The sequence below is a fragment of the Halobaculum litoreum genome, from assembly GCF_030127125.1.
GTDB lineage: Archaea > Halobacteriota > Halobacteria > Halobacteriales > Haloferacaceae > Halobaculum > Halobaculum litoreum.
Genome location: NZ_CP126156.1, coordinates 929,095 through 947,246, shown reverse-complemented (window position 1 = coordinate 947,246; position 18,152 = coordinate 929,095). Strand labels below are relative to the sequence as shown.

The following is an 18,152-nucleotide window of genomic DNA, read 5'->3' as shown; positions in this document are numbered from 1 at the left end:
CCGTCCTCCGAGGCCGCCCTCCCTCCGTTCGGCCGGGAAGGTCCGTTAGGTGGGCGGCTCGGCCCGAGACCTCGCCGCCGTCCTCCGAGGCCGCCCTCCCTCCGGTCGGCCGGCCTCGCGTTACTCGTCCACGAGCGTCACGTCGAGCGCCTGTTCGATGCTCCGGACCGTCGACCCGCCGACACCGGCGCGGGCGGCGCGCCCCTCCTCGACGGCGTGGACCTGCTTCACGTCGACGCCGACCTCCGCGGCGAGGTCCTCGGCGGTCAGCCCGGCCTCCTGTCGCGCGTCGGCGACGACGTCGCCGTACCCCTTCACGAGGTACGGCAGGCGGTCCTTCTCGTAGTCGGTGCCCTGCTCCTCCCAGCGGCGGGAGTCGCCGGTGTTGGCGTCCATCGCCTTCGCGACGTTCTGGGCGGCGCGCTTCGTGCGGCTCGGCTCCGCGGCGTCGCGGTTGCCGCCGCCGCCACCGCCACTCCCGCCGCGGCCGGAGCCGCGACGGGCGGCGTCGTCGTCGTGCGGCGCACAGTCCGAACAGACGAGCAGCTTCGCGCCGGCGACGTTCGCCCGCGACAGCTTGGTGTCCTCGCGGCCGCACAGCTCGCACGCGTCGCCGGAGCCACCCCCGCCGCCGCTCCCGGTGGAGTACTTGGCCATGCCCCAGCTACGCGCTCGGAGGGTTAAAAACCGTGTTCCGTCGCCGACATCACGACGGGAGCCCCGCGGTCGCGCTCAGACGACGCGGTTCTCCAGCTCCGGCAGCTCGTCGCCGTCGGCCGCGGCGAGTCGGCGGACGTTCCCCGCGAGGACGTCGGCGACGCGCTCGAAGTAGCGCGGGGTGTGGCCGGCGTTGTGCGGGGTGATGTGCACGTCGTCGAACCCCCACAACGGGTGGTCCTCCGGGAGCGGCTCCGGGTCGGTCACGTCGAGGAACGCCCCGCGGACGTGGTTCCACCGCAGCGCGTGCACGAGGGCGTCCGTGTCGACGACGGGGCCGCGGGCGATGTTGACCAGCGTCGCGTGCGGCGGGAGCGTCTTCAGGGCGTCGCGGTCGACGAGTCCCTCCGTGGTGTCCGTGAGCGGGCACGCGAGCACGAGGTGGTCGGTCCGCGCGAGCGCCTCGTGGACCGCGTCGTAGCCGAACACCTCGTCGACCGGGCCGCCCTTCTCCGGCGAGTGGCGGACGCCGAGCGTCTCCACGCCGAACGGGGCCAGTCGCTCGACGACGGCCGTGCCGATGGCGCCGAGGCCGACGACCGTCACGGTCGAGTCGTACAGCTCCCGGGTCCGGTAGGCGCGCCACTCGCGCCGGTCCTGTTGGCGGGTCGCCCGCCGGAAGTCCCGGGCGAGCGACACGAGCGCCCCGATCACGTACTCGGAGATGTTGGGCGCGTGGACGCCGGAGGCGTTGGTGACGGCGACGCCCGCGGCCTCGAAGGCGTCGAGGTCGAGGTGGCCGGTGCCGGCGTACACGCCGGCGAACAGCTTCAGCGACGCCGCCCCGTCGAGGAGTTCCCCGGTCGCGAACCCCTCGCCGGCGACGGCGTCGGCGGTCGCGACCGCCTCGCGCTCCTCGGCGGGTGTCGACGCGAGGACGACGTCGTGGTCGGGGAGGCGCTCGCGGAGGACGTCGACGAACTCGGCGGCCGGGTGGCCGTGGATCTTCTGTCTGGTGACGACGACGCGCATGCGCCGAGCGACGACCCGGCCCCACTTAGTTACGCCGAGCGTCGGCGCGACCGGCCGACACGGGTCGCGAGGGCTGGGGGGCGGCGGCCGGGGTCCGGCGGCGGTTCAGGCAATCGGCCCGTCGTCGTCCGCGAGTCGGCCGAGCGCGGCCGCCCCTCGTCGCCGGCGCCGGCGACGATCCCTCCAGGAGGTCGCCGGCGACCCCGCCGAGGAGTCGCAGCGTCTCCCGGTCGGCGGCGGCCGGCGGGCCGCGTTCGCGGCGGAACGTCGACAGCGTCCCGACGGCCGCGCCGTCGACGCGGACGGCGACCCCGGCGTACGAGCGCAGGCCGTACTCCAGCGCGAGGCTGTCGGCCTCGAAGCGCGGGTCGGCCGCGATGTCGGGCACCGCGTGGACCCCGTCCTCGAGGACCGTGTACGTCGAGAGGCTGCGGGCGCGGTCGACCGCGGTCGGCAGCGCCCCGTCCGAGCGGCCGACGACGTGGAGGCGGTACTCGCCCAACAGTCCGACCGTGGCCGCGTCCGCGTCGACGGCGTTCGTCACCGCCGTCGCGAGGTCGTCGAGCGCCCCCGCTTCGAGGAGCCGCCCCCTGTCGAGGGAGTCGACGGCGGCGACGCGGGCGTCCTCGCGCTCCGCGACGGGGTAGCCGCGGTGGGTGCGTCGCTCGACCGCGAACTCCGCGGCGGCGGCGACGGCGCTCGGCGCCCGCTCGGGCACGTACTCGAGCGATCGGTCGGTCGCCGCCGGCGCCGTCGGCGTCGCAGTCGACGCGACCGCCCCCGCCCGCGAGCAGGCACGCCGCGTCGGGGTAGCGGTCCCGGACCGCGGCGAACGGGACGACCGGCTCGCTCGGCGTCTCGCCGTCTACCACGACCGCCGCCGGGTAGCCGTCGAGGGCCGTCTCCGGCGCGACCGCGTCCGCGGGCGGGAGCCGGCGGACCGGGACGCGCGACGCCGTCGCGACGCGTCGTGCCCACTCGTCGTCGCCGCTGACGACGAGCAGTCGTTCGGGCCCGCCGTCGACCGTGGCTCCCGCTCCGGCCGCCCCGCGGTCGCCCGTCTTCCCGGCTGTCATCGTCGCGTCCGACACCCGACCCGGGGATAAAACGACGCCCGCAGGTATCGCCGCTGATTGCGGCCGGGGCGTCGGCGTGGATCAGCGGCCGTCGACGACGTCGTTGACGAGGGTGCCGACGCCCTCGTAAGTGATCTCGACCGCCTCGCCGGTCTCGACGAGGCCGGGGTTCGCGGGCGAGCCGAACGCGACGCAGTCGCCCGCGCGGAACTCGAAGCGGTGAGAGAGGTACGAGACGACCTCGTAGGGGTCGAACAGCATCAGTTCGGTGTTCGCCTCCTGTCGTCGCTCGCCGCCGACGTTGGTGTGCATGTCGATGCCCGTCGGGTCGAGGTCCGTCTCGATCCACGGGCCGAGCGGCCCGGAGGCGGTGAACGCCTTGCGCGCGGTGCGGCCCTGTTGGTCGAGCGCGTCGACGTCGTTCATTACGGTGTAGCCACGGATGGCGTCGGGCACGTCCGCGGGGTCGAGGTCCGAACAGGGGTCGTCGATGACGGCGACCAGCTCCCCGGCGTAGGTGAGTTCGTCCGTCCACGCGGGGTACGGGATCGGGTCCCGGTGGCCGACGACGCTGTGGGGCGGTTTGATGAAGAAGTCCGGCTCCTCGGGCCGCTCGTAGTCCATCTGGTCGAGCGTCGCCGCGTAGTTGCGGCCGACGCAGAACAGCGCGTCCGGGTCGCAGGGCGCGAGGAGGTCGGCCTCGTCGACCTCGTACTCGGCGTCGTCCGTGACGAGCGTGCCGTCGCGGTACTCCCCCCTCGCGGACGCCGTCGGCGGTCTGGGCGCGTGCGAGTCGCATGGCTGCGAGTGCGGAGCGGTCGGTGAAAAAGCGTTGTCCTCGCGGCGACGCGGGGGCGGTGGCGAGCGGGGCTCAGCTCCCGACCTGCGTCGCCCGCTCGACCACGTCCGCGCCGTACCGCTCCGCCAGCTCCTCGTGCTGGTCCGGGCGGTGCTCGTACACGTCCTGGAACAGGGTGATGGGGGTCTGGGCGGCCTGATACGTCGCTTCGTCCCACATGCGGTCCTTCTCAAGCGACACCTCGACGCCGTCGATGACGAGCGTCGCCGCCTGCGTCATCGCGATGGCGCCCATCCCGGACTCCTTGGCCGCCTCGAACTCCTCCATCGAGTCGACGATGTCGTCCATGCTCGGGACGTACGACGTCATGTCGAGCAGTTGCTCGCGGAGCTCGTCCTCGTCGAGGTGGTGCTCGTCGCCGCCGACCGTGAGGACGTAGCCGTCGCCGGTGGCCTCGAGCGAGAGGTCGTCGCCGTCGTACACCTGCGTGTCGCCGTCGGCGACCAGTTCCACCTCCTCGCCGTCGACGTCGAGCAGCCACGTCCCCGTGACCGGCGGGAGCGGGGCCGTGTTCGCGACCTCGACCTGGCCGGGCGTGAGCGACCAGATGCCGGTCATCCCCTTCGCGCGGTTGTCCTCCATGCGCTGTTTGTACCCCTCCACGTCGCGGATGTTGTCGTACGGGCCGTCGACGGCGACGAGGCCGGCGGCGCTGGCGCCCTTCGAGGTGTTGTGGCGGAGTTCGGGCCACTCGGGCAGTTCGCCGGTGGGCGTCATCGCCCGCATGTCCTTCGTGTAGTCGACCTCGCCGTCGACGAGCATGAACATCCGTTCGAGGGTGTTCGAGGGCTTGCCCATCTCGTCGCGGATGCGGTTGAGAGCGATCTCGGCCTCGCCGCTCTCGACGATCACGGACATCGAGAGGCTCCCCGCCTCCAGTCCGTGCTCGGCCTCGACGAGCTGGAACGCCTCGTCGGCCTTCTTCCAGTCGTCGATGTCCCCGACCTCGGGGATCACGAAGCCGTCGATGTGCTCGACGGCGCCGTTTTCGGGGTCGGCGATCTCGCGCATGTACTCGAACCCGTTCAGTCGGGTCGTCGGCCGGTCCCGGTGCCACTCGATTCGCGGGTGGATCTCGCCGGGGAAGTCGGCGCCGTGCTCGGCGACGACCTCGACGATGTTCCGCGCCCCCTCGGCGCGCATGTTCGGCGCGGTCGCGTCCTCGTTGTCGGGGATCCACACGTCGGGCGCCTGCATCCCGCGGAGGCTCGCCGCGCGCCGCAGCATCTTCGCCGAGTCGTCGCCCTCCTTGATCGCCGTGGGAGAGGTGAAGAACGTCCGAACGAACTCGCGTTCGTAATTGCGTTGCACACTCATGTCTACCGATTCAGGGGTCCCGGCGAACTATCATAAACGTTCGTTCCAGACACAGTTTTGCCCGGAAGCGACGCCCGCCGCCGGCGTCCAGCGACGCTACCCCAGCGGCTGCACCAACTCGACGGTGTGGCCGTCCGGGTCCTTCAGGAACGCCGTCCGCGCGCCCGCCTCCGGCTGGTCGCCCGGCTCCTTCACGACGCCGTGGTGGTCGATGCGCTCGAACGCGGCGTCGACGTCGTCGACCTTCACGGCGATGTGGTCGTAGGCGGTGCCCTCGTCGAACTCGTCGTCGCCGTCGGTGTCGGACAGCTGGAGTTCGACCCCGTTCTCGTCGGCGACGTACAGGTTCCGGGTGTCGCCGTCGGCGGTCGTGAACTCCCACGAGCGCTCGAACCCGAGGTGCTCCGCGTACCAGTCGGCCGCGCGGTCGGCGTCGGCGACGTTGAGACAGACGTGGATGAACGCCATGCGTTCCACACCCACACGGGCGGGGTTAACCGTTGGCGTCGCCGCAAGGCGCCCGTCGGGAGCCTCGTCACGTGACAACAGCCGACAAAGACTATTTACACGATTGTTCCTTCGGGTACCGCATGGCAACGCAGGAACCGGACGCGTCCCCGCGGTGGGACACGTCCGCCGCCGCGCTGGGGCACGACCGGCCGGACGTGGCGGCGTACGCCGCGCTCGCGTCGGACCTCCGGGAACGGGTCGACGGGGAGGTCCAGTTCGACGAGTACGCGCAGGTGTTGTACGCCACCGACGGCTCCATCTACCGGGCGAAGCCGGCGGGGGTGGTGTGCCCGCGCGACGTCGACGACGTCGTCGCCGCCCACGAGGTGGCCGCCGACCACGACGTGCCGGTGTTGCCCCGCGGGACGGGGTCGTCGCTCGCCGGGCAGGCGGTCGGTCCCGGCTGTGTCGTCCTCGACATGTCGCGGCACATGGACGACATCGTCGCGGTCGACGCCGACGCGAGGGAGGCGACCGTCCAGCCGGGCGTCGTGCAGGACCACCTCGACGCCCGCCTCGCCGAGGACGGCCTGAAGTTCGCGCCCGACCCCGCCTCCTCGGGCCGGGCGACCGTCGTCGGCGGCATCGGCAACAACTCGACGGGCGCCCACTCGGTTCGCTACGGGATCACCGACGCCTACACCGAGGAGTTGGAGGTCGTGCTCGCCGACGGCACCCGGATCCACACGCGCGAGGTGGTGCTCGGCTCCGACGAACACGAGGCGATCATCGACGGCGGCGGGGTCGAAGCCGAGCTGTACCGGACGGTGGAGGGGCTGGTCCGGGACAACGCCGACGAGATCGCCGAGAAGTACCCGAACCTCAAGCGGTCGGTGTCGGGGTACAACCTCCACAAGGTGATCTACGAGACCGACGACGGCGAGGAGGCGATCAACCTCAGCAAACTGTTCGTCGGCGCCGAGGGGACGCTCGGCACCGTCGTCGAGGCGACCGTCTCGCTCGTCTCCAAGCCCGCGGAGACCGCGCTCGCGCTGTACTGCTTCGACGACCTCGTCGACGCGATGGAGGCGGTTCCGGTCGCGCTGGAGTACCCGGTGAGCGCGGTGGAGTTGATGGACGACGAGGTGTTCCGCCTCGCCCGCGAGTCGACCGAGTACGCCCAGTACGAGGAGCCGATCCCCGACGGGACGGCCGCCGCGCTCATGCTGGAGTGGGACTCCGAGTTGGTGGACGACTTCGAGGCCGCCGTCGCCGACACGACCGCGGAGTTCGTCGACGCGGGCGCCGCCTTCGACGTGCTGGAGGCGTACTCCGACGAGGCACAGGGGAAGCTCTGGAAGCTCCGGAAGGCCGCCATCCCGCTCCTGATGAGTCTGGAGGGCGACCCGAAGCCGTACCCGTTCATCGAGGACGCGACCGTCCCGCCCGAGGAGCTCGCGGCGTACGTCCAGGAGTTCGAGGACGTGCTGGAGGCGCACGGCACCTCGGCGGCGTACTTCGCGCACGCGGGGTCGGGGACGCTCCACATCCGCCCGATCCTGAACCTGAAGGACGGCGAGGGGATCGAGACGATGCACTCGATCACCGACGACGTGACGGACCTCGTGCTCGACCACTTCGGCGCCTTCTCCGGCGAGCACGGCGACGGCCTCGCGCGCACGGAGTTCAACCCCAAGATGTACGGGCCACAGCTGTGGGGGGCGTTCCAGGACCTCAAGAGCGCGTTCGACCCCGACTGGCGGATGAACCCCGGGAAGGTGGTGTACGTCGACGGCGACACCGCCGCCGACCGGGGCTACCCCGAGTCGGCCGCCGACACGGACATGCGCGAGAACCTCCGTTACGGCGCCGAGTACCACTCCATCGAGCCGCAGACGGCGCTCGACTTCGACGACGAGGGCGGCTTCTCGCACCTCGTGGAGCTGTGCAACGGCTGCGGCACCTGCCGGGAGACGGAGGGCGACGTGATGTGCCCGACGTACCGCGCCTCGGGCGAGGAGATCCAGGCGACCCGCGGGCGGGCGAACATGCTCCGGGCGGCCATCTCGGGGGAGCTCCCCGAGGAGGAGCTCCACTCCGAGCGGTTCCAAGAGGAGGTGCTCGGCCTCTGTGTCGGCTGTAAGGGGTGTATGTCCGACTGCCCGACGGGCGTCGACCTCGCGAAGCTGAAGGCGGAGGTGAAACACGAGCACCACGAGCGCGAGGGGGCCGGCCTCCGCGAACGGCTGTTCGCCGACGTCGACGTCGCCAGTCGGGTCGGGAGCGCGCTCGCGCCCGTCGCCAACGCGGCGACGAAGCTCCCCGGCGCGCGGACGGCGATGGAGCGGACGCTCGGCATCGCCGCGGAGCGCGACCTGCCGACGTTCACGCGCGACACCTTCCGCAAGCGGTTCGCGCGCCGCGGCGGCGCCGCGGTCAGCGCCGCCGAGGCGGACGCCCGCGTCGTCCTGTTCCCGGACACGTACACCGACTACAGCATGCCCGACGCGGGCATGGCCGCCGTCGAGGTGTTGGAGGCCGCGAACGTCCACGTGCGCGTCCCCGACGACCTCGCGGCCTCCGGACGGGCGGCGTTCTCGACGGGGTTCGTGGAGAAGGCCCGCGACCGCGCCGCCGCGAACGTCGAGACGCTCGCGCCGTTCGTCGAGGAGGGGTACGCCGTCGTGTTCGTCGAGCCCTCCGACGCGGTGATGTTCCAGGACGAGTACCGCGACCTGCTCGACGGCGACGCGGTCGAGGCGGTGTCGGCCGCCAGCTACGGCGTGCTGGAGTACGTCGACACCCACCGGCTGGACGAGGCGATGGCGTTCCGCGAGGACCCGGAGACGGGCGAGCCGCTCGCGTACCACGGCCACTGCAACCAGAAGGCCGTGAACACCGACCACCACGCGGTGGGCGTGCTCCGACGCGCCGGCTACGACGTCGACCCGCTCGACACGACCTGCTGCGGGATGGCCGGGAGCTTCGGCTACGAGGCCGAACACTACGACCTGTCGAAGGCGATCGGCTCGATGCTGTTCGAGACGCACGACGAGAGCCGGGCCGAGGCGATCACCGCGCCGGGCGCGTCGTGTCGCTCGCAACTCGGCGACCGCGAGGAGGCGAGCGGGCAGCCGCCCCACCCCGTCGAGAAGGTCGCGGCCGCGTTGGAGCGGTAGCCCGGACGCGGGCCGCGGGACCGACGGGTCCCGGGCACGTCCGGGGCCGGGAGGGGTGTCAGATCCAGCCTTCGCTGGCGAGCAGTTCGCCGTTGAGGACGGAGGCGCCGGCGGCGCCGCGGATCGTGTTGTGCGCGAGGCAATTGTACTTCACACCCGTGGCCGTCGGCTGCACGCCGCCGGCGACGACCTGCATCCCGTCGCCGCGCATCCGGTCCATCCGGGGTTGGGGGCGTTCGGGCCGGTCGTCGCCGAACACGTGGATGAGCGGCTCGGGCGAGGACGGGAGGTCGGCGCTCGGGAACGACGCCATCGCCTCGCGGACCTCGTCGGCCGAGGGGTCGGCGGCCAGCTCCGCGAACACGTTCTCGAGGTGGCCGTCGATCGTCGGGATCCGGTTGCAGGAGGCGGCGACCTCCGCGTCGTGCAGCGACAGCTCGGCGCCGTCGAACTCGCCGAGGAGCTTCCGGCTCTCCGTCTCCATCTTCTCCTCCTCGCCGCCGATGTGGGGGATGGCGTTGTCGATGATCTCCATCGAGGTGACGCCGTCGTAGCCGGCGCCGGAGACGGCCTGCAGGGTCGACACCTGCACCCGCTCCAGACCGAACCCGTCGAGCGCCGCCAGCGTCGGCACCATCGTGATCGTCGAGCAGTTGGGGTTCTTCACGAGCGCGCCGTCCCAGCCGCGCTCGTCGCGCTGCACCTCGATGAGGTCGAGGTGGCCGGGGTTGATCTCGGGGATGGTGAGCGGTACGTCCTCGGCCATCCGCGCGTTCGAGGAGTTCGAGGAGACGACGTAGCCCGCCTCACACAGGTCGGGTTCGATCTCGGCGGCGACGCCGGAGGGGAGCGACGAGAAGAGGAGGTCGACGTCGTCGGGGATCGCCGCGGGGTCGGTCGCGCGAACGGTGACGTCGCGCACGGATTCGGGGATGGCGGAGTCGAGGCGCCACTTCGCCGCCTCGCTGTACGGCTCGCCCGCGGAGGACTCGCTGGCGGTCAGACAGGCGATGTCGAACTGTGGGTGGTCGTCGAGCAGTTGGATGAACCGCTGGCCGACGGCGCCGGTGGCGCCGAGGATACCGACTCGGTGAGACATTGTGCGCCTCTGTGTCACACGCGGATAAGACGCTTCGGATCCGGGCGAGGACGGCGAGGATTGCCGTAGCCGCGGTTCCTCGATTCGCCCCCGCGGGTCGCCGAGGAACCGTCGGCGCCGCGGCCGCGACGGCGACGGATCGTCGGCCGGGGGGAGCCCGCGGTCGACTCACTCCAGCGCCGCGTCGAACGCCGCCTGCAGGTCGGCCTTCATGTCGTCGATGTGCTCGACGCCGACGGAGACGCGAATGAGACCGTCCGTGAGCCCGGCGGCCTCGCGTTCTTCCTTCGGGATCGCGGCGTGGGTCATCGCCGCCGGCTGTTCGATGAGGCTCTCGACGCCGCCGAGCGACTCCGCGAGCGTGAACACCTCGGTCTCCTCGACGACCGTACTCGCCTGTTCGAGGCTACCGGCGAACTCGAAGGAGAGCATCCCGCCGAAGTCGTCCATCTGTGCGCTCGCGAGGTCGTGTTGCGGGTGGGAGTCGAGGCCGGGGTAGTACACGCGGTCGACGGCGTCGTGATCGGCGAGCCACGCGGCGAGGTCGCGGGCGTTGTCGCAGTGGCGGTCCATCCGGACGGGGAGCGTCTTCGTCCCGCGGAGGACGAGGAAGCAGTCGAACGGGCCGGGCGTCGCGCCCACCGAGTTCTGATAGAAGCCGATCCGCTCGTCGAGTTCCTCGTCGTCGACGACGAGCGCGCCGCCGACCACGTCGGAGTGGCCGCCGAGGTACTTCGTCAGCGAGTGGCTCACGATGTCGGCGCCGTGCTCCAGCGGGCGCTGGAGGTACGGCGTCGCGAACGTGTTGTCCACCGCACAGAGCGCGTCGTACTCGTGGGCGACGTCGGCGAGCGCGCCGATGTCGTTCACGCGCATCAGGGGGTTCGTGGGCGTCTCCACCCACAGCAGCGCGGTCTCCTCGCGCATCGCGTCGCGGACGGCGTCGTGGTCGGTCGTGTCGACGAAGTCGAACTCGAGGTCGTAGTCCTCGTACACCTGCGTGAAGATGCGGTGGGTGCCGCCGTACACGTCGTCGCCGGTGACGACGTGGTCGCCGGCTTCGAGGAGGTTGAGCACGGTGTTGATGGCGCCCATCCCGGAAGCGAACGCGCGGCCGAACTCGCCGCCCTCCAGCGCCGCGAGGTTCGCCTCCAGATCGGTCCTGGTGGGGTTGCCGGTGCGGCTGTACTCGTAGCCGCGGTGGTCGCCGGGGCCGTCCTGCTTGTACGTGGAGTTGGCGTAGATGGGCGTCATCAGCGCGCCCGTCTCCTCGTCGGGCTGTTGCCCGGCGTGGATGGCGTCCGTCTCGATGCGGAACTCGCGGTCGCCGTCGTCGCTCATGTGCGAGCCGAGGGTACCGACCGGTGTGATTCTTCCCATTGCGGCTCGCGCCGCCGCGGCGCCGGAGGCACGGCGCCGGAGGGACGGCGCCGTCGGGCGGCTTCCACCGAACGTGGAACGGTGGACACGCTGAATCGGGGGCGCCCCGAAGCCGGCGGCATGGACCCCGCACAGCTGACGAGGGACGTGTGGCGGGTCGACGCGGACGGGTTCCCGGCCGGGGGAACGGTCGCGGAGCAGGCCCGCTTCCTCCTCCGGTACGCGGTCCTCGCGCCGTCGAGCCACAACACACAGCCGTGGTCGTTCGCGGTCGACGACGACGGCACGGTCGCCGTCCGGGGGGTCGAGGACCGGTGGCTCCGGGAGGCCGACCCGGACAGGCGCGAGTTCCACCTGAGTCTGGGCTGTGCGGTCGAGACGCTCCGGATCGCCGCCGGCCGGTTCGGCCTCGCGTGCCGGGTCGTGACGCCGCCCTCGGGGCCGGTCGTCGCGCGCGTGGAGGTCGGCCCGGGCGGGAACCCGCACCGCGACGTGGCGCTGTTCGACCGGATCACCGAGCGGTACACCGACCACCGCCCGTTCCGGTGGACGCCGGTGCCGACGCCCGTGGTCGAGAGGGTCCGCGACGAGGTCGCCGACTTCGACGTGTCCCTCCGGCTCGTCCGGGAGGAGCGACCGAAGCGCGCGATCGCGGAGTTGCAGGCCGCCGCGGACCGCGCACAGATGGGCTCCGAGGCCTACCGCCGGGAGCTTGGTCGGTGGATCGGGAACGGCGCGCTCGGCGACTCGTGGCCGTTCGCCCGCGTCGGCCGAGCGGCCGTCACCCACCTGAACGTGGGCGGGCGCGAGGCCCGTCGCAACGCCGCGCTGATCGAGTCGGCGCCGGCCGTCGCGGTGCTCTCGACGGCGGACGACGACCGCGGCTCGCGCGTGGCGGCCGGGCGGGCGTTCCAACGGGTCGCCCTCGTCGCCAGCGCGGCGGGGCTCGCCGTCCACCCGATGAGCCAGATCCTCGAGCGGCCGGCCCGCCGCGAGACGCTGCGCGGACTGCTGGACCTCGACGCGCGGCCGCAACACCTGTTCCGGCTCGGGTTCGCCGACGGGAGCCGGCGCCACACCCCGCGGTGGCCCGCCGAGGCGGTGACGGTCGACGGGGGCGCGACCGCGGGCGAGGAGTGAGACGGGGCCGGGGCGGGCGGTCGGACGGATCACAAACACCTTGCCGCCCCGCCCCGGATGTCGGGCCAGTAGGTGGGCTCCGTGACCGAGAAACGAGAATACACCGACGACTACCCCGACAAGACGCTGTACATTCCCGGTCCGACCGAGGTGCGCGAGGACGTCATCGAGGAGATGGCGCAGCCGATGTTCGGCCACCGGATGGACCGGATGACGGACCTCTACACGACCATCGTCGAGGACACCAAGACGTTCCTCGGCACCGACCACGAGGTGATGATCCTCACGGCCTCCGGCACCGAGTTCTGGGAGGCCGCGACGCTCAACCTCGTCGACGAGCACATGCTCGTGGCGACGAACGGGAGCTTCAGCGAGCGCTTCGCCAACGTCGGCGAGCGCCTCGGCAAGACCGTCGACCGCCTCGAGTACGACTGGGGGAAGGCGGTCAAGCCCGAGGACGTGCGCGAGCGACTGGAGGAGCGCGACCGCGACTACGACGTGGTCGGCCTCGCGATGAACGAGAGTTCGACCGGCGTCCGCAACCCGATCGAGGAGATCGGCGACGTCGTCGCGGAGTACCCGGACACGTACTTCGTCGTCGACGCGGTCTCGTCGCTGGGCGGCGACTACGTCGACATCGACGCCCACGGGATCGACGTCATCTTCAACTCCACCCAGAAGGCGTTCGCCATGCCGCCGGGCCTGGCGGTGTGCGTCGTCAGCCCCGAGGCGTACGAGCGCGAGCTGTCGAAGGACTCCGCGTCGTGGTACGGCGGCTTCCAGCGGGCGCTCGACTACTACGACCGCAAGGGCCAGACCCACTCCACGCCCGCCATCCCGGTCATGCTCGCGTACCGCAAGCAGATGAAGTACATGCTGGAGGAGGGCCACGAGGCCCGATCCGAGCGCCACCGCGAGATGGCCGAGTACACGCGGGAGTGGGCCCGCGAGCACTTCGACGTGTTCCCCGAGGCGGGGTACGAGTCACAGACCGTCGGCTGCATCGAGAACACGCAGGGCATCGACGTGGCCGGCACCATCGAGCGAGTCAGTGAGGAGTACGACATGGTGTTCTCGAACGGCTACGGCTCGCAGCTCGGCGAGGAGACGTTCCGCATCGGTCACATGGGCGAACACGACGTCGAGTCGATCCGCCGGCTCACCGACGCCATCGAGGACGTCGCCGGGCTGTGACCGCGCGCGGGCGTCATCCCCCGGCGTCCGTGGGGTTCGACCCGTACACCGCCGGCACCCAGCGCTGGGAGTCGATCGGCGGCCGCTCGTAGTCCGCGCCGCTCTCCCGCGGCGGCAACGGGGCCGGCTCCGGCATCGTGTCCTCGTAGTCGATCCGGCCGAGCAGGTGGGTGATGCAGTTGAGCCGCGCGTGCTTCTTCACCTCGGCGTCCACGACGTACCACGGCGAGTCGTCGGTGTCGGTGTGCTCGAACATCGCGTCCTTCGCCCGCGAGTAGTCCACCCAGCGGTTCCGCGCCTCCAGGTCCATCGGACTGAGCTTCCACCGGCGCTTGGGGTCCTGACTGCGCTTCTGGAAGCGTCGCTCCTGTTCCTCGTCGCTGATCGAGAACCAGTACTTGACGAGGACGATGCCCGACCGCTGGAGCATCCGCTCGAACTCGGGGGCCGACCGGAGGAACTCCTCGTACTCCGCGTCGGTACAGAAGCCCATGACGCGCTCGACGGTCGCGCGGTTGTACCAACTCCGGTCGAACAGCACCACCTCGCCCGCGGCCGGCAGGTGCTCCACGTAGCGCTGGAAGTACCACTGGGTCTGCTCGCGCTCGGTCGGCTTCCCGAGCGCGACGACTTTCACGACCCGGGAACTCGTCCGGCGCGTGATGCGGTGGATGGTCCCGCCCTTCCCCGCGGCGTCGCGGCCGTCGAACAGCACCACCGCGCGGAGCCCCCTGCTCGCGCACCCACATCTGGAGCCGCACGAGTTCCTCCTGGAGCCGGTCCAGCCCCGCTCGTAGTACTTGCGCTTGATCGTCCCGTTGGACTTGTACAGGTCGTCCGCGTCGACCGTGGCCAGCACCGACTCCTCGCCGGGCAACACCGGGTGGGCGCTCATGGTCCGGGAGCCGGGTTCGGTCGAGTAGTGTTGACACGACTCATGGTATCCGATAGCCGCCAGCCCACCATAGCTGTGCGTGACGGCTCCCACGTGGCTGTGGCTGTGCGGGCGGAGTGTCGCCCGGGACACTAACGAGCCGGCGTCATCCCGAGGCGGCGTGCCGCGTCGGCCGGGAAACCCTCGTGCCGGGCGTCCGCGATCGCGGCTCGCGGCGGCCGTGTGTCGCACGCCCGGGTTCTCCGCGCCGTCATCGCACCCTGGCGGGTCTACTGGGGCGGGGACTGAAGGCGTGCGAACCCACCTACTCGGTCGCCGTACAAACCCCTACCGGACCCGTCGGACCTACCGGAGGAACTTCGAGAGCCGGTCGCGCAGCGAGGAGTCGTCGCCGAGCTTGAGGTAGTAGGCGTCGCCGCCGTCCTCGTAGTAGTTCTCGATGCGGCGGACGACCTCGAAGCCGATGTGCTCGTAGAACGACAGCGCCGCCCGGTTGGTCGTGCGGGCGTGGCACGACACCGACCGGTTCTCGTCGGCGACCTCGGCGACGAGGCGCTCGCCGTAGCCGCGCCCCCGGACGCGGGGCGCGACGGCCAGAAACAGGATGTAGCCGTCGCGGCGCGCGGACGAGAACCCGACGAGCTCGTCGTCCTCGACGAGCAGGTGACAGTTCGCGCGGCGATACGCGTCCATGAAGAAGCCGCGCCGCTGTTTCAGGACGCCCTCCAGCTGTCGGATCTCCTCTTTCAGCGCCCACGCGGCCTCGCCGTGTGTGGCGTCGCCCGGGGGATCCACGCGCTTCTCGACGTTGACGCTCACTTCGGAGAGAGCTACTGCTGACGCGCATTTAATTCCACCGTCGCCGGCGGTCGCGGGCCGTCGCGCGGGCACCACCGTTTTATCACCGTCGCTCGTGGGTCGGATAATGCAGCGTTGGTCGGCCCGTGAGATGGGCGGGTCGCTGGTCGGCGCGTTCCGGGCCGCGTTCGTCACGGGCGTCGCCGTCGTGGTGCCCCTCCTCGTCTCGCTCATCGTCCTCGCCGTCGCCGGCCAGTACGTCTATCAGTACCTCGACCTGTTCTCGTCGCTCGTGTTGGGCGTCGGTCCGGACACGAGTTTCGCCGTGGCGACGCCCGCCGGCGTCCTCACGGTGGGCAAGGAGACACTCATCGAGCTGCTCACGCCGATCGTGTTGGTGTACGTCATCGTGGTGATGGGCCTGTTCATCAACACGACGCGGCTGGGCGCGGTCGCGGTGGACTACTTCGACGCCGCCGTCGCGCACGTGCCGGGGATCGGCTCCGTCTACGAGTCGTTCCGGCAGATGTCGGACGTGATGCTGGAGGAAGACACCCAGAACTTCCGGGACGTGAAGCTCGTCGAGTTCCCCCACGAGGGGGCGTACACGCTGGGGTTCCTCACGACGGAGACGCCGCCCCCGCTCCGGGAGCCGACGGGGCACGACCGGATGCTCACGCTGTTCCTCCCGCTGGCCCCCAACCCGGTGATGGGCGGCCACCTCGTCCACATGCCCGCCGACAAGGTGATGGACGTCGACATGACCGTCGAGGAGGGGATCCGTGCGGTCGTCACCAGCGGCGTCGCCGTCTCCGGCGGCTCCGGCGGCGCGGGGGCCGCGAACGGGCTCTCCGAGGAGCAGCTCCGGACGCTGGGCGGCATCGAACACGCCGACCAACAGCTGAACCCCGACGCCGACTCGCCCGACGTCCGCCGCGAGGACGACGTCGACGTCGACCGCGACGAGGAGTGGGACCGGCAGGTCGCCCCCGAACGGTCGGGCACCCCCACCGACATCGCGCGGCGGACCCGCGCCCAACGCGAGGAGCCGCACGAGGAGCCGTCCCGCGACGAGGAACGACAGCCGTACTCGCTGTACGGCGGCGAGGAGGCGACGACGACGCCCGCCCGGGAGGCCGGCCGGTACGCCGCCGAGACCGACGAGACGGAGACGCGGCCGGCGCGGGAGGCCGACCGCGAGGCGGCCGACCGCGAGTCGCCGTCGGAGCGCCCCGAGCGGGCGGGCGATCGACCCGCCGGCGAGCGCGAGGAGACCGACGCCCGGCCGGAGACCGTCACCGAGGCGGCCGACATCGGCGAGGCGCGCGACGGGGACCGTGACGGGTAGGTTATCCCGGCCGACCACGAACGACACGGCGGACCAGTGACCGACGACCCCGACACGGTCGCCGACGGCGGCGCCGACGGCGACGACGGCCGGTTCGAGCTTCGAGACCACACCGCCGACGTCGCGGTGGCCGCGACGGCCGACTCGCTGGGGGGCGTGTTCGCGGCGGTCGCGAACGGGCTCACGGCGGCGATGTGCGACGAAGTCCCCGACACCGGGGAGCGGTTCCCGATCGAGGTTCGCGCCGAGTCGCCGGAAGCGGCGCTGTTCGACTACCTCGACGAGTGCATCTACGAGCGCGACGTCCGGTCGGTGCTCCCGGCCGACCACCGCGCACGGGTTGGGCCCGTCGACGGCGAGTGGGTCGTCGAGGCGTCGGCGCGCGGCGTCCCGTTCGCCGACGTGGTCGCCCGCGACGTGAAGGCCGTCACCTACTCCGAGATGGAACTCGCGGAGACGGCAGACGGCTGGCGGGCGTACGTCGTGTTCGACGTGTAGTCGTCGCCACAGCACTTAGGCCCGAGCCGGCGCAACATCCGGGGATGGAGACTGCACCCCGTGTTGGCGGCCGACTCGTCGGCGCGGCGGCCGCGCTGGTCGCGACCGTCGGCGTCGCCGCCGCCCACGTCGAGTACGTGACCGACGCGAGCGAACGGGGCGACCCCGTCGCGTTCGTGGTCGCGGCGCTGTCTGAGCCGACGGTCGTCGCGCCGCTCGCGTTGGGCGGCGTGGCCGTCGTCGCGACGATGGTCGGCTACTTACGCGTGCGGCCGCTCCGGGCGGACGTCACGGCGATCCGCCGCGCGCTCGCCGCGTACACCGATCTGCTCCCGTGGCTGCTCCGGCTCGCCATCGGCCTGCCGATGGTCGGCGCCGGGTTCGCGGGCTACCTGTTCACGCCGCTGGTGACCGCCGCGGACACGGCGATCCCGATCCGGCTGTTCGGCGTGGCCGTGGGGTTCGCGCTGTTGTTCGGGCTCGCGACCCGTTTCGTGGCCGCGGCGGCGCTCGCGTCGTACCTGCTGTTGCTGCCGTCGCACCCGTCGCTGTTCTTCGCGTTCGAGTACAGCGCCGGCCTGCTCGCCATCGTGCTCGTCGGCGGCGGACGCCCGAGCGCCGACCACGTCATCGCGCAACTGGCGGCGAACGAGGAGACCGTCTACTCCCGGTTCGACCCGTTCTACCGTCGGCTCGCCGTGCCGGTGGGCGAACGGATCGACCCGTACCGGCGGTTCGTCCCGACCGTGATCCGCGTGGGGATGGGCGTCGTCTTCGCGTACCTCGCGTTCGCCGAGAAACTGCTCGCGCCTGCGCGGGCGCTGGCCGTCGTCGAGCAGTACGGCCTCTCGACGCTGACGCCGGTGCCGCCGGAGCTGTGGGTGCTCGGCGCCTCGCTCACCGAGCTGTTCCTTGGCGTGTTGCTCGTCCTCGGGCTGTTCACGCGGGCCTCCTCGGCGGCGGCGTTCGTCGTGTTCACCACGACGCTGTTCGGCCTCGCCGACGACCCGGTGTTGGCGCACATCTCGCTGTTCGGCCTCGTGTCGGCGCTGTTGGTCACGGGCGCCGGCCCGCTGTCGCTCGACGCCGCGCTGTTCCGCACGCCCAACGAGATGGGCGTCCCCCGCACCGGGAAGGGGGCCGTGCGGGCGGCCGCCGGGGGCGACGCCGACGGCGAGGGGACGCGCACGGACGGCGGCCCGTCGGACGCCGACCGGTAGTAACGCTATT

14 protein-coding genes and 2 pseudogenes are annotated in these 18,152 nt (G+C 71.6%); 6 read left to right on the top strand and 10 right to left on the bottom strand.

Annotated elements, in window-relative coordinates; all coding sequences use genetic code 11:
* Nucleotides 1-120 precede the first annotated feature (120 nt).
* From P0R35_RS05040 to P0R35_RS05015, 6 genes and pseudogenes are all read right to left on the bottom strand, one after another.
* Nucleotides 121-657, bottom strand: coding sequence for a helix-turn-helix domain-containing protein (locus P0R35_RS05040; RefSeq protein ID WP_284014122.1), 537 nt, complete (start codon nucleotides 655-657; stop codon nucleotides 121-123).
* Between the two features lie 75 nt (nucleotides 658-732).
* Complete coding sequence (locus P0R35_RS05035; RefSeq protein ID WP_284014121.1) at nucleotides 733-1,689, bottom strand: D-2-hydroxyacid dehydrogenase; 957 nt, start codon at nucleotides 1,687-1,689, stop codon at nucleotides 733-735.
* A 25-nt stretch (nucleotides 1,690-1,714) separates the two neighbouring features.
* Nucleotides 1,715-2,407: a GAF domain-containing protein gene (locus tag P0R35_RS05030; protein ID WP_284014120.1), complete on the bottom strand. Its 693-nt coding sequence runs from the start codon at nucleotides 2,405-2,407 to the stop codon at nucleotides 1,715-1,717.
* 439 nt (nucleotides 2,408-2,846) lie between these two features.
* Nucleotides 2,847-3,564, bottom strand: a pseudogene (locus P0R35_RS05025) (fumarylacetoacetate hydrolase family protein).
* Between the two features lie 72 nt (nucleotides 3,565-3,636).
* Entirely contained in the window at nucleotides 3,637-4,941 is a 1,305-nt protein-coding gene (aceB, locus tag P0R35_RS05020) for a malate synthase AceB (RefSeq protein WP_284014119.1), read from the bottom strand.
* A gap of 96 nt (nucleotides 4,942-5,037) precedes the next feature.
* On the bottom strand, nucleotides 5,038-5,409 hold the full coding sequence (locus P0R35_RS05015; protein WP_284014118.1) for a VOC family protein: 372 nt from the start codon (nucleotides 5,407-5,409) through the stop codon (nucleotides 5,038-5,040).
* Between the two features lie 122 nt (nucleotides 5,410-5,531).
* Here P0R35_RS05015 and P0R35_RS05010 point away from each other — a divergent pair, with 122 nt between their 5' ends.
* The gene (locus P0R35_RS05010; protein WP_284014117.1) at nucleotides 5,532-8,570 is read left to right on the top strand and encodes an FAD-binding and (Fe-S)-binding domain-containing protein; all 3,039 of its coding nucleotides are present in this window, start codon (nucleotides 5,532-5,534) and stop codon (nucleotides 8,568-8,570) included.
* Nucleotides 8,571-8,628: 58 nt separating this feature from the next.
* Here P0R35_RS05010 and asd read toward each other — a convergent pair whose 3' ends face one another.
* Complete coding sequence (gene asd / locus P0R35_RS05005) at nucleotides 8,629-9,669, bottom strand: aspartate-semialdehyde dehydrogenase (RefSeq protein WP_284014116.1); 1,041 nt, start codon at nucleotides 9,667-9,669, stop codon at nucleotides 8,629-8,631.
* A 168-nt stretch (nucleotides 9,670-9,837) separates the two neighbouring features.
* Nucleotides 9,838-11,010 (bottom strand): cystathionine gamma-synthase, encoded by a 1,173-nt coding sequence (locus tag P0R35_RS05000; protein WP_284014115.1) that lies wholly within the window; start codon nucleotides 11,008-11,010, stop codon nucleotides 9,838-9,840.
* Nucleotides 11,011-11,169: 159 nt separating this feature from the next.
* Here P0R35_RS05000 and P0R35_RS04995 point away from each other — a divergent pair, with 159 nt between their 5' ends.
* Together P0R35_RS04995 and P0R35_RS04990 are read left to right on the top strand one after the other, a co-directional pair.
* Nucleotides 11,170-12,189: an Acg family FMN-binding oxidoreductase gene (locus tag P0R35_RS04995; RefSeq protein WP_284014114.1), complete on the top strand. Its 1,020-nt coding sequence runs from the start codon at nucleotides 11,170-11,172 to the stop codon at nucleotides 12,187-12,189.
* An 81-nt stretch (nucleotides 12,190-12,270) separates the two neighbouring features.
* Complete coding sequence (locus P0R35_RS04990) at nucleotides 12,271-13,383, top strand: pyridoxal-phosphate-dependent aminotransferase family protein (RefSeq protein ID WP_284014113.1); 1,113 nt, start codon at nucleotides 12,271-12,273, stop codon at nucleotides 13,381-13,383.
* Between the two features lie 13 nt (nucleotides 13,384-13,396).
* Here P0R35_RS04990 and ppk2 read toward each other — a convergent pair.
* Together ppk2 and P0R35_RS04980 are read right to left on the bottom strand one after the other, a co-directional pair.
* Nucleotides 13,397-14,278: pseudogene (gene ppk2 / locus P0R35_RS04985) on the bottom strand (polyphosphate kinase 2).
* A 345-nt stretch (nucleotides 14,279-14,623) separates the two neighbouring features.
* Entirely contained in the window at nucleotides 14,624-15,097 is a 474-nt protein-coding gene (locus tag P0R35_RS04980) for a GNAT family N-acetyltransferase (RefSeq protein ID WP_284014112.1), read from the bottom strand.
* 106 nt (nucleotides 15,098-15,203) lie between these two features.
* On the opposite strand from P0R35_RS04980, the gene P0R35_RS04975 reads away from it, so the two are divergent.
* The 3 genes from P0R35_RS04975 to P0R35_RS04965 are packed head-to-tail and all read left to right on the top strand — an operon-like array spanning nucleotide 15,204 to nucleotide 18,142.
* Entirely contained in the window at nucleotides 15,204-16,424 is a 1,221-nt protein-coding gene (locus P0R35_RS04975; RefSeq protein WP_284014111.1) for a DUF502 domain-containing protein, read from the top strand.
* A 36-nt stretch (nucleotides 16,425-16,460) separates the two neighbouring features.
* The gene (locus P0R35_RS04970; protein ID WP_284014110.1) at nucleotides 16,461-16,922 is read left to right on the top strand and encodes an archease; all 462 of its coding nucleotides are present in this window, start codon (nucleotides 16,461-16,463) and stop codon (nucleotides 16,920-16,922) included.
* Between the two features lie 44 nt (nucleotides 16,923-16,966).
* A complete protein-coding gene (locus P0R35_RS04965) occupies nucleotides 16,967-18,142 on the top strand; it encodes a DoxX family membrane protein (protein WP_284014109.1) in 1,176 nt (391 codons plus the stop codon).
* Nucleotides 18,143-18,152: the final 10 nt, after the last annotated feature.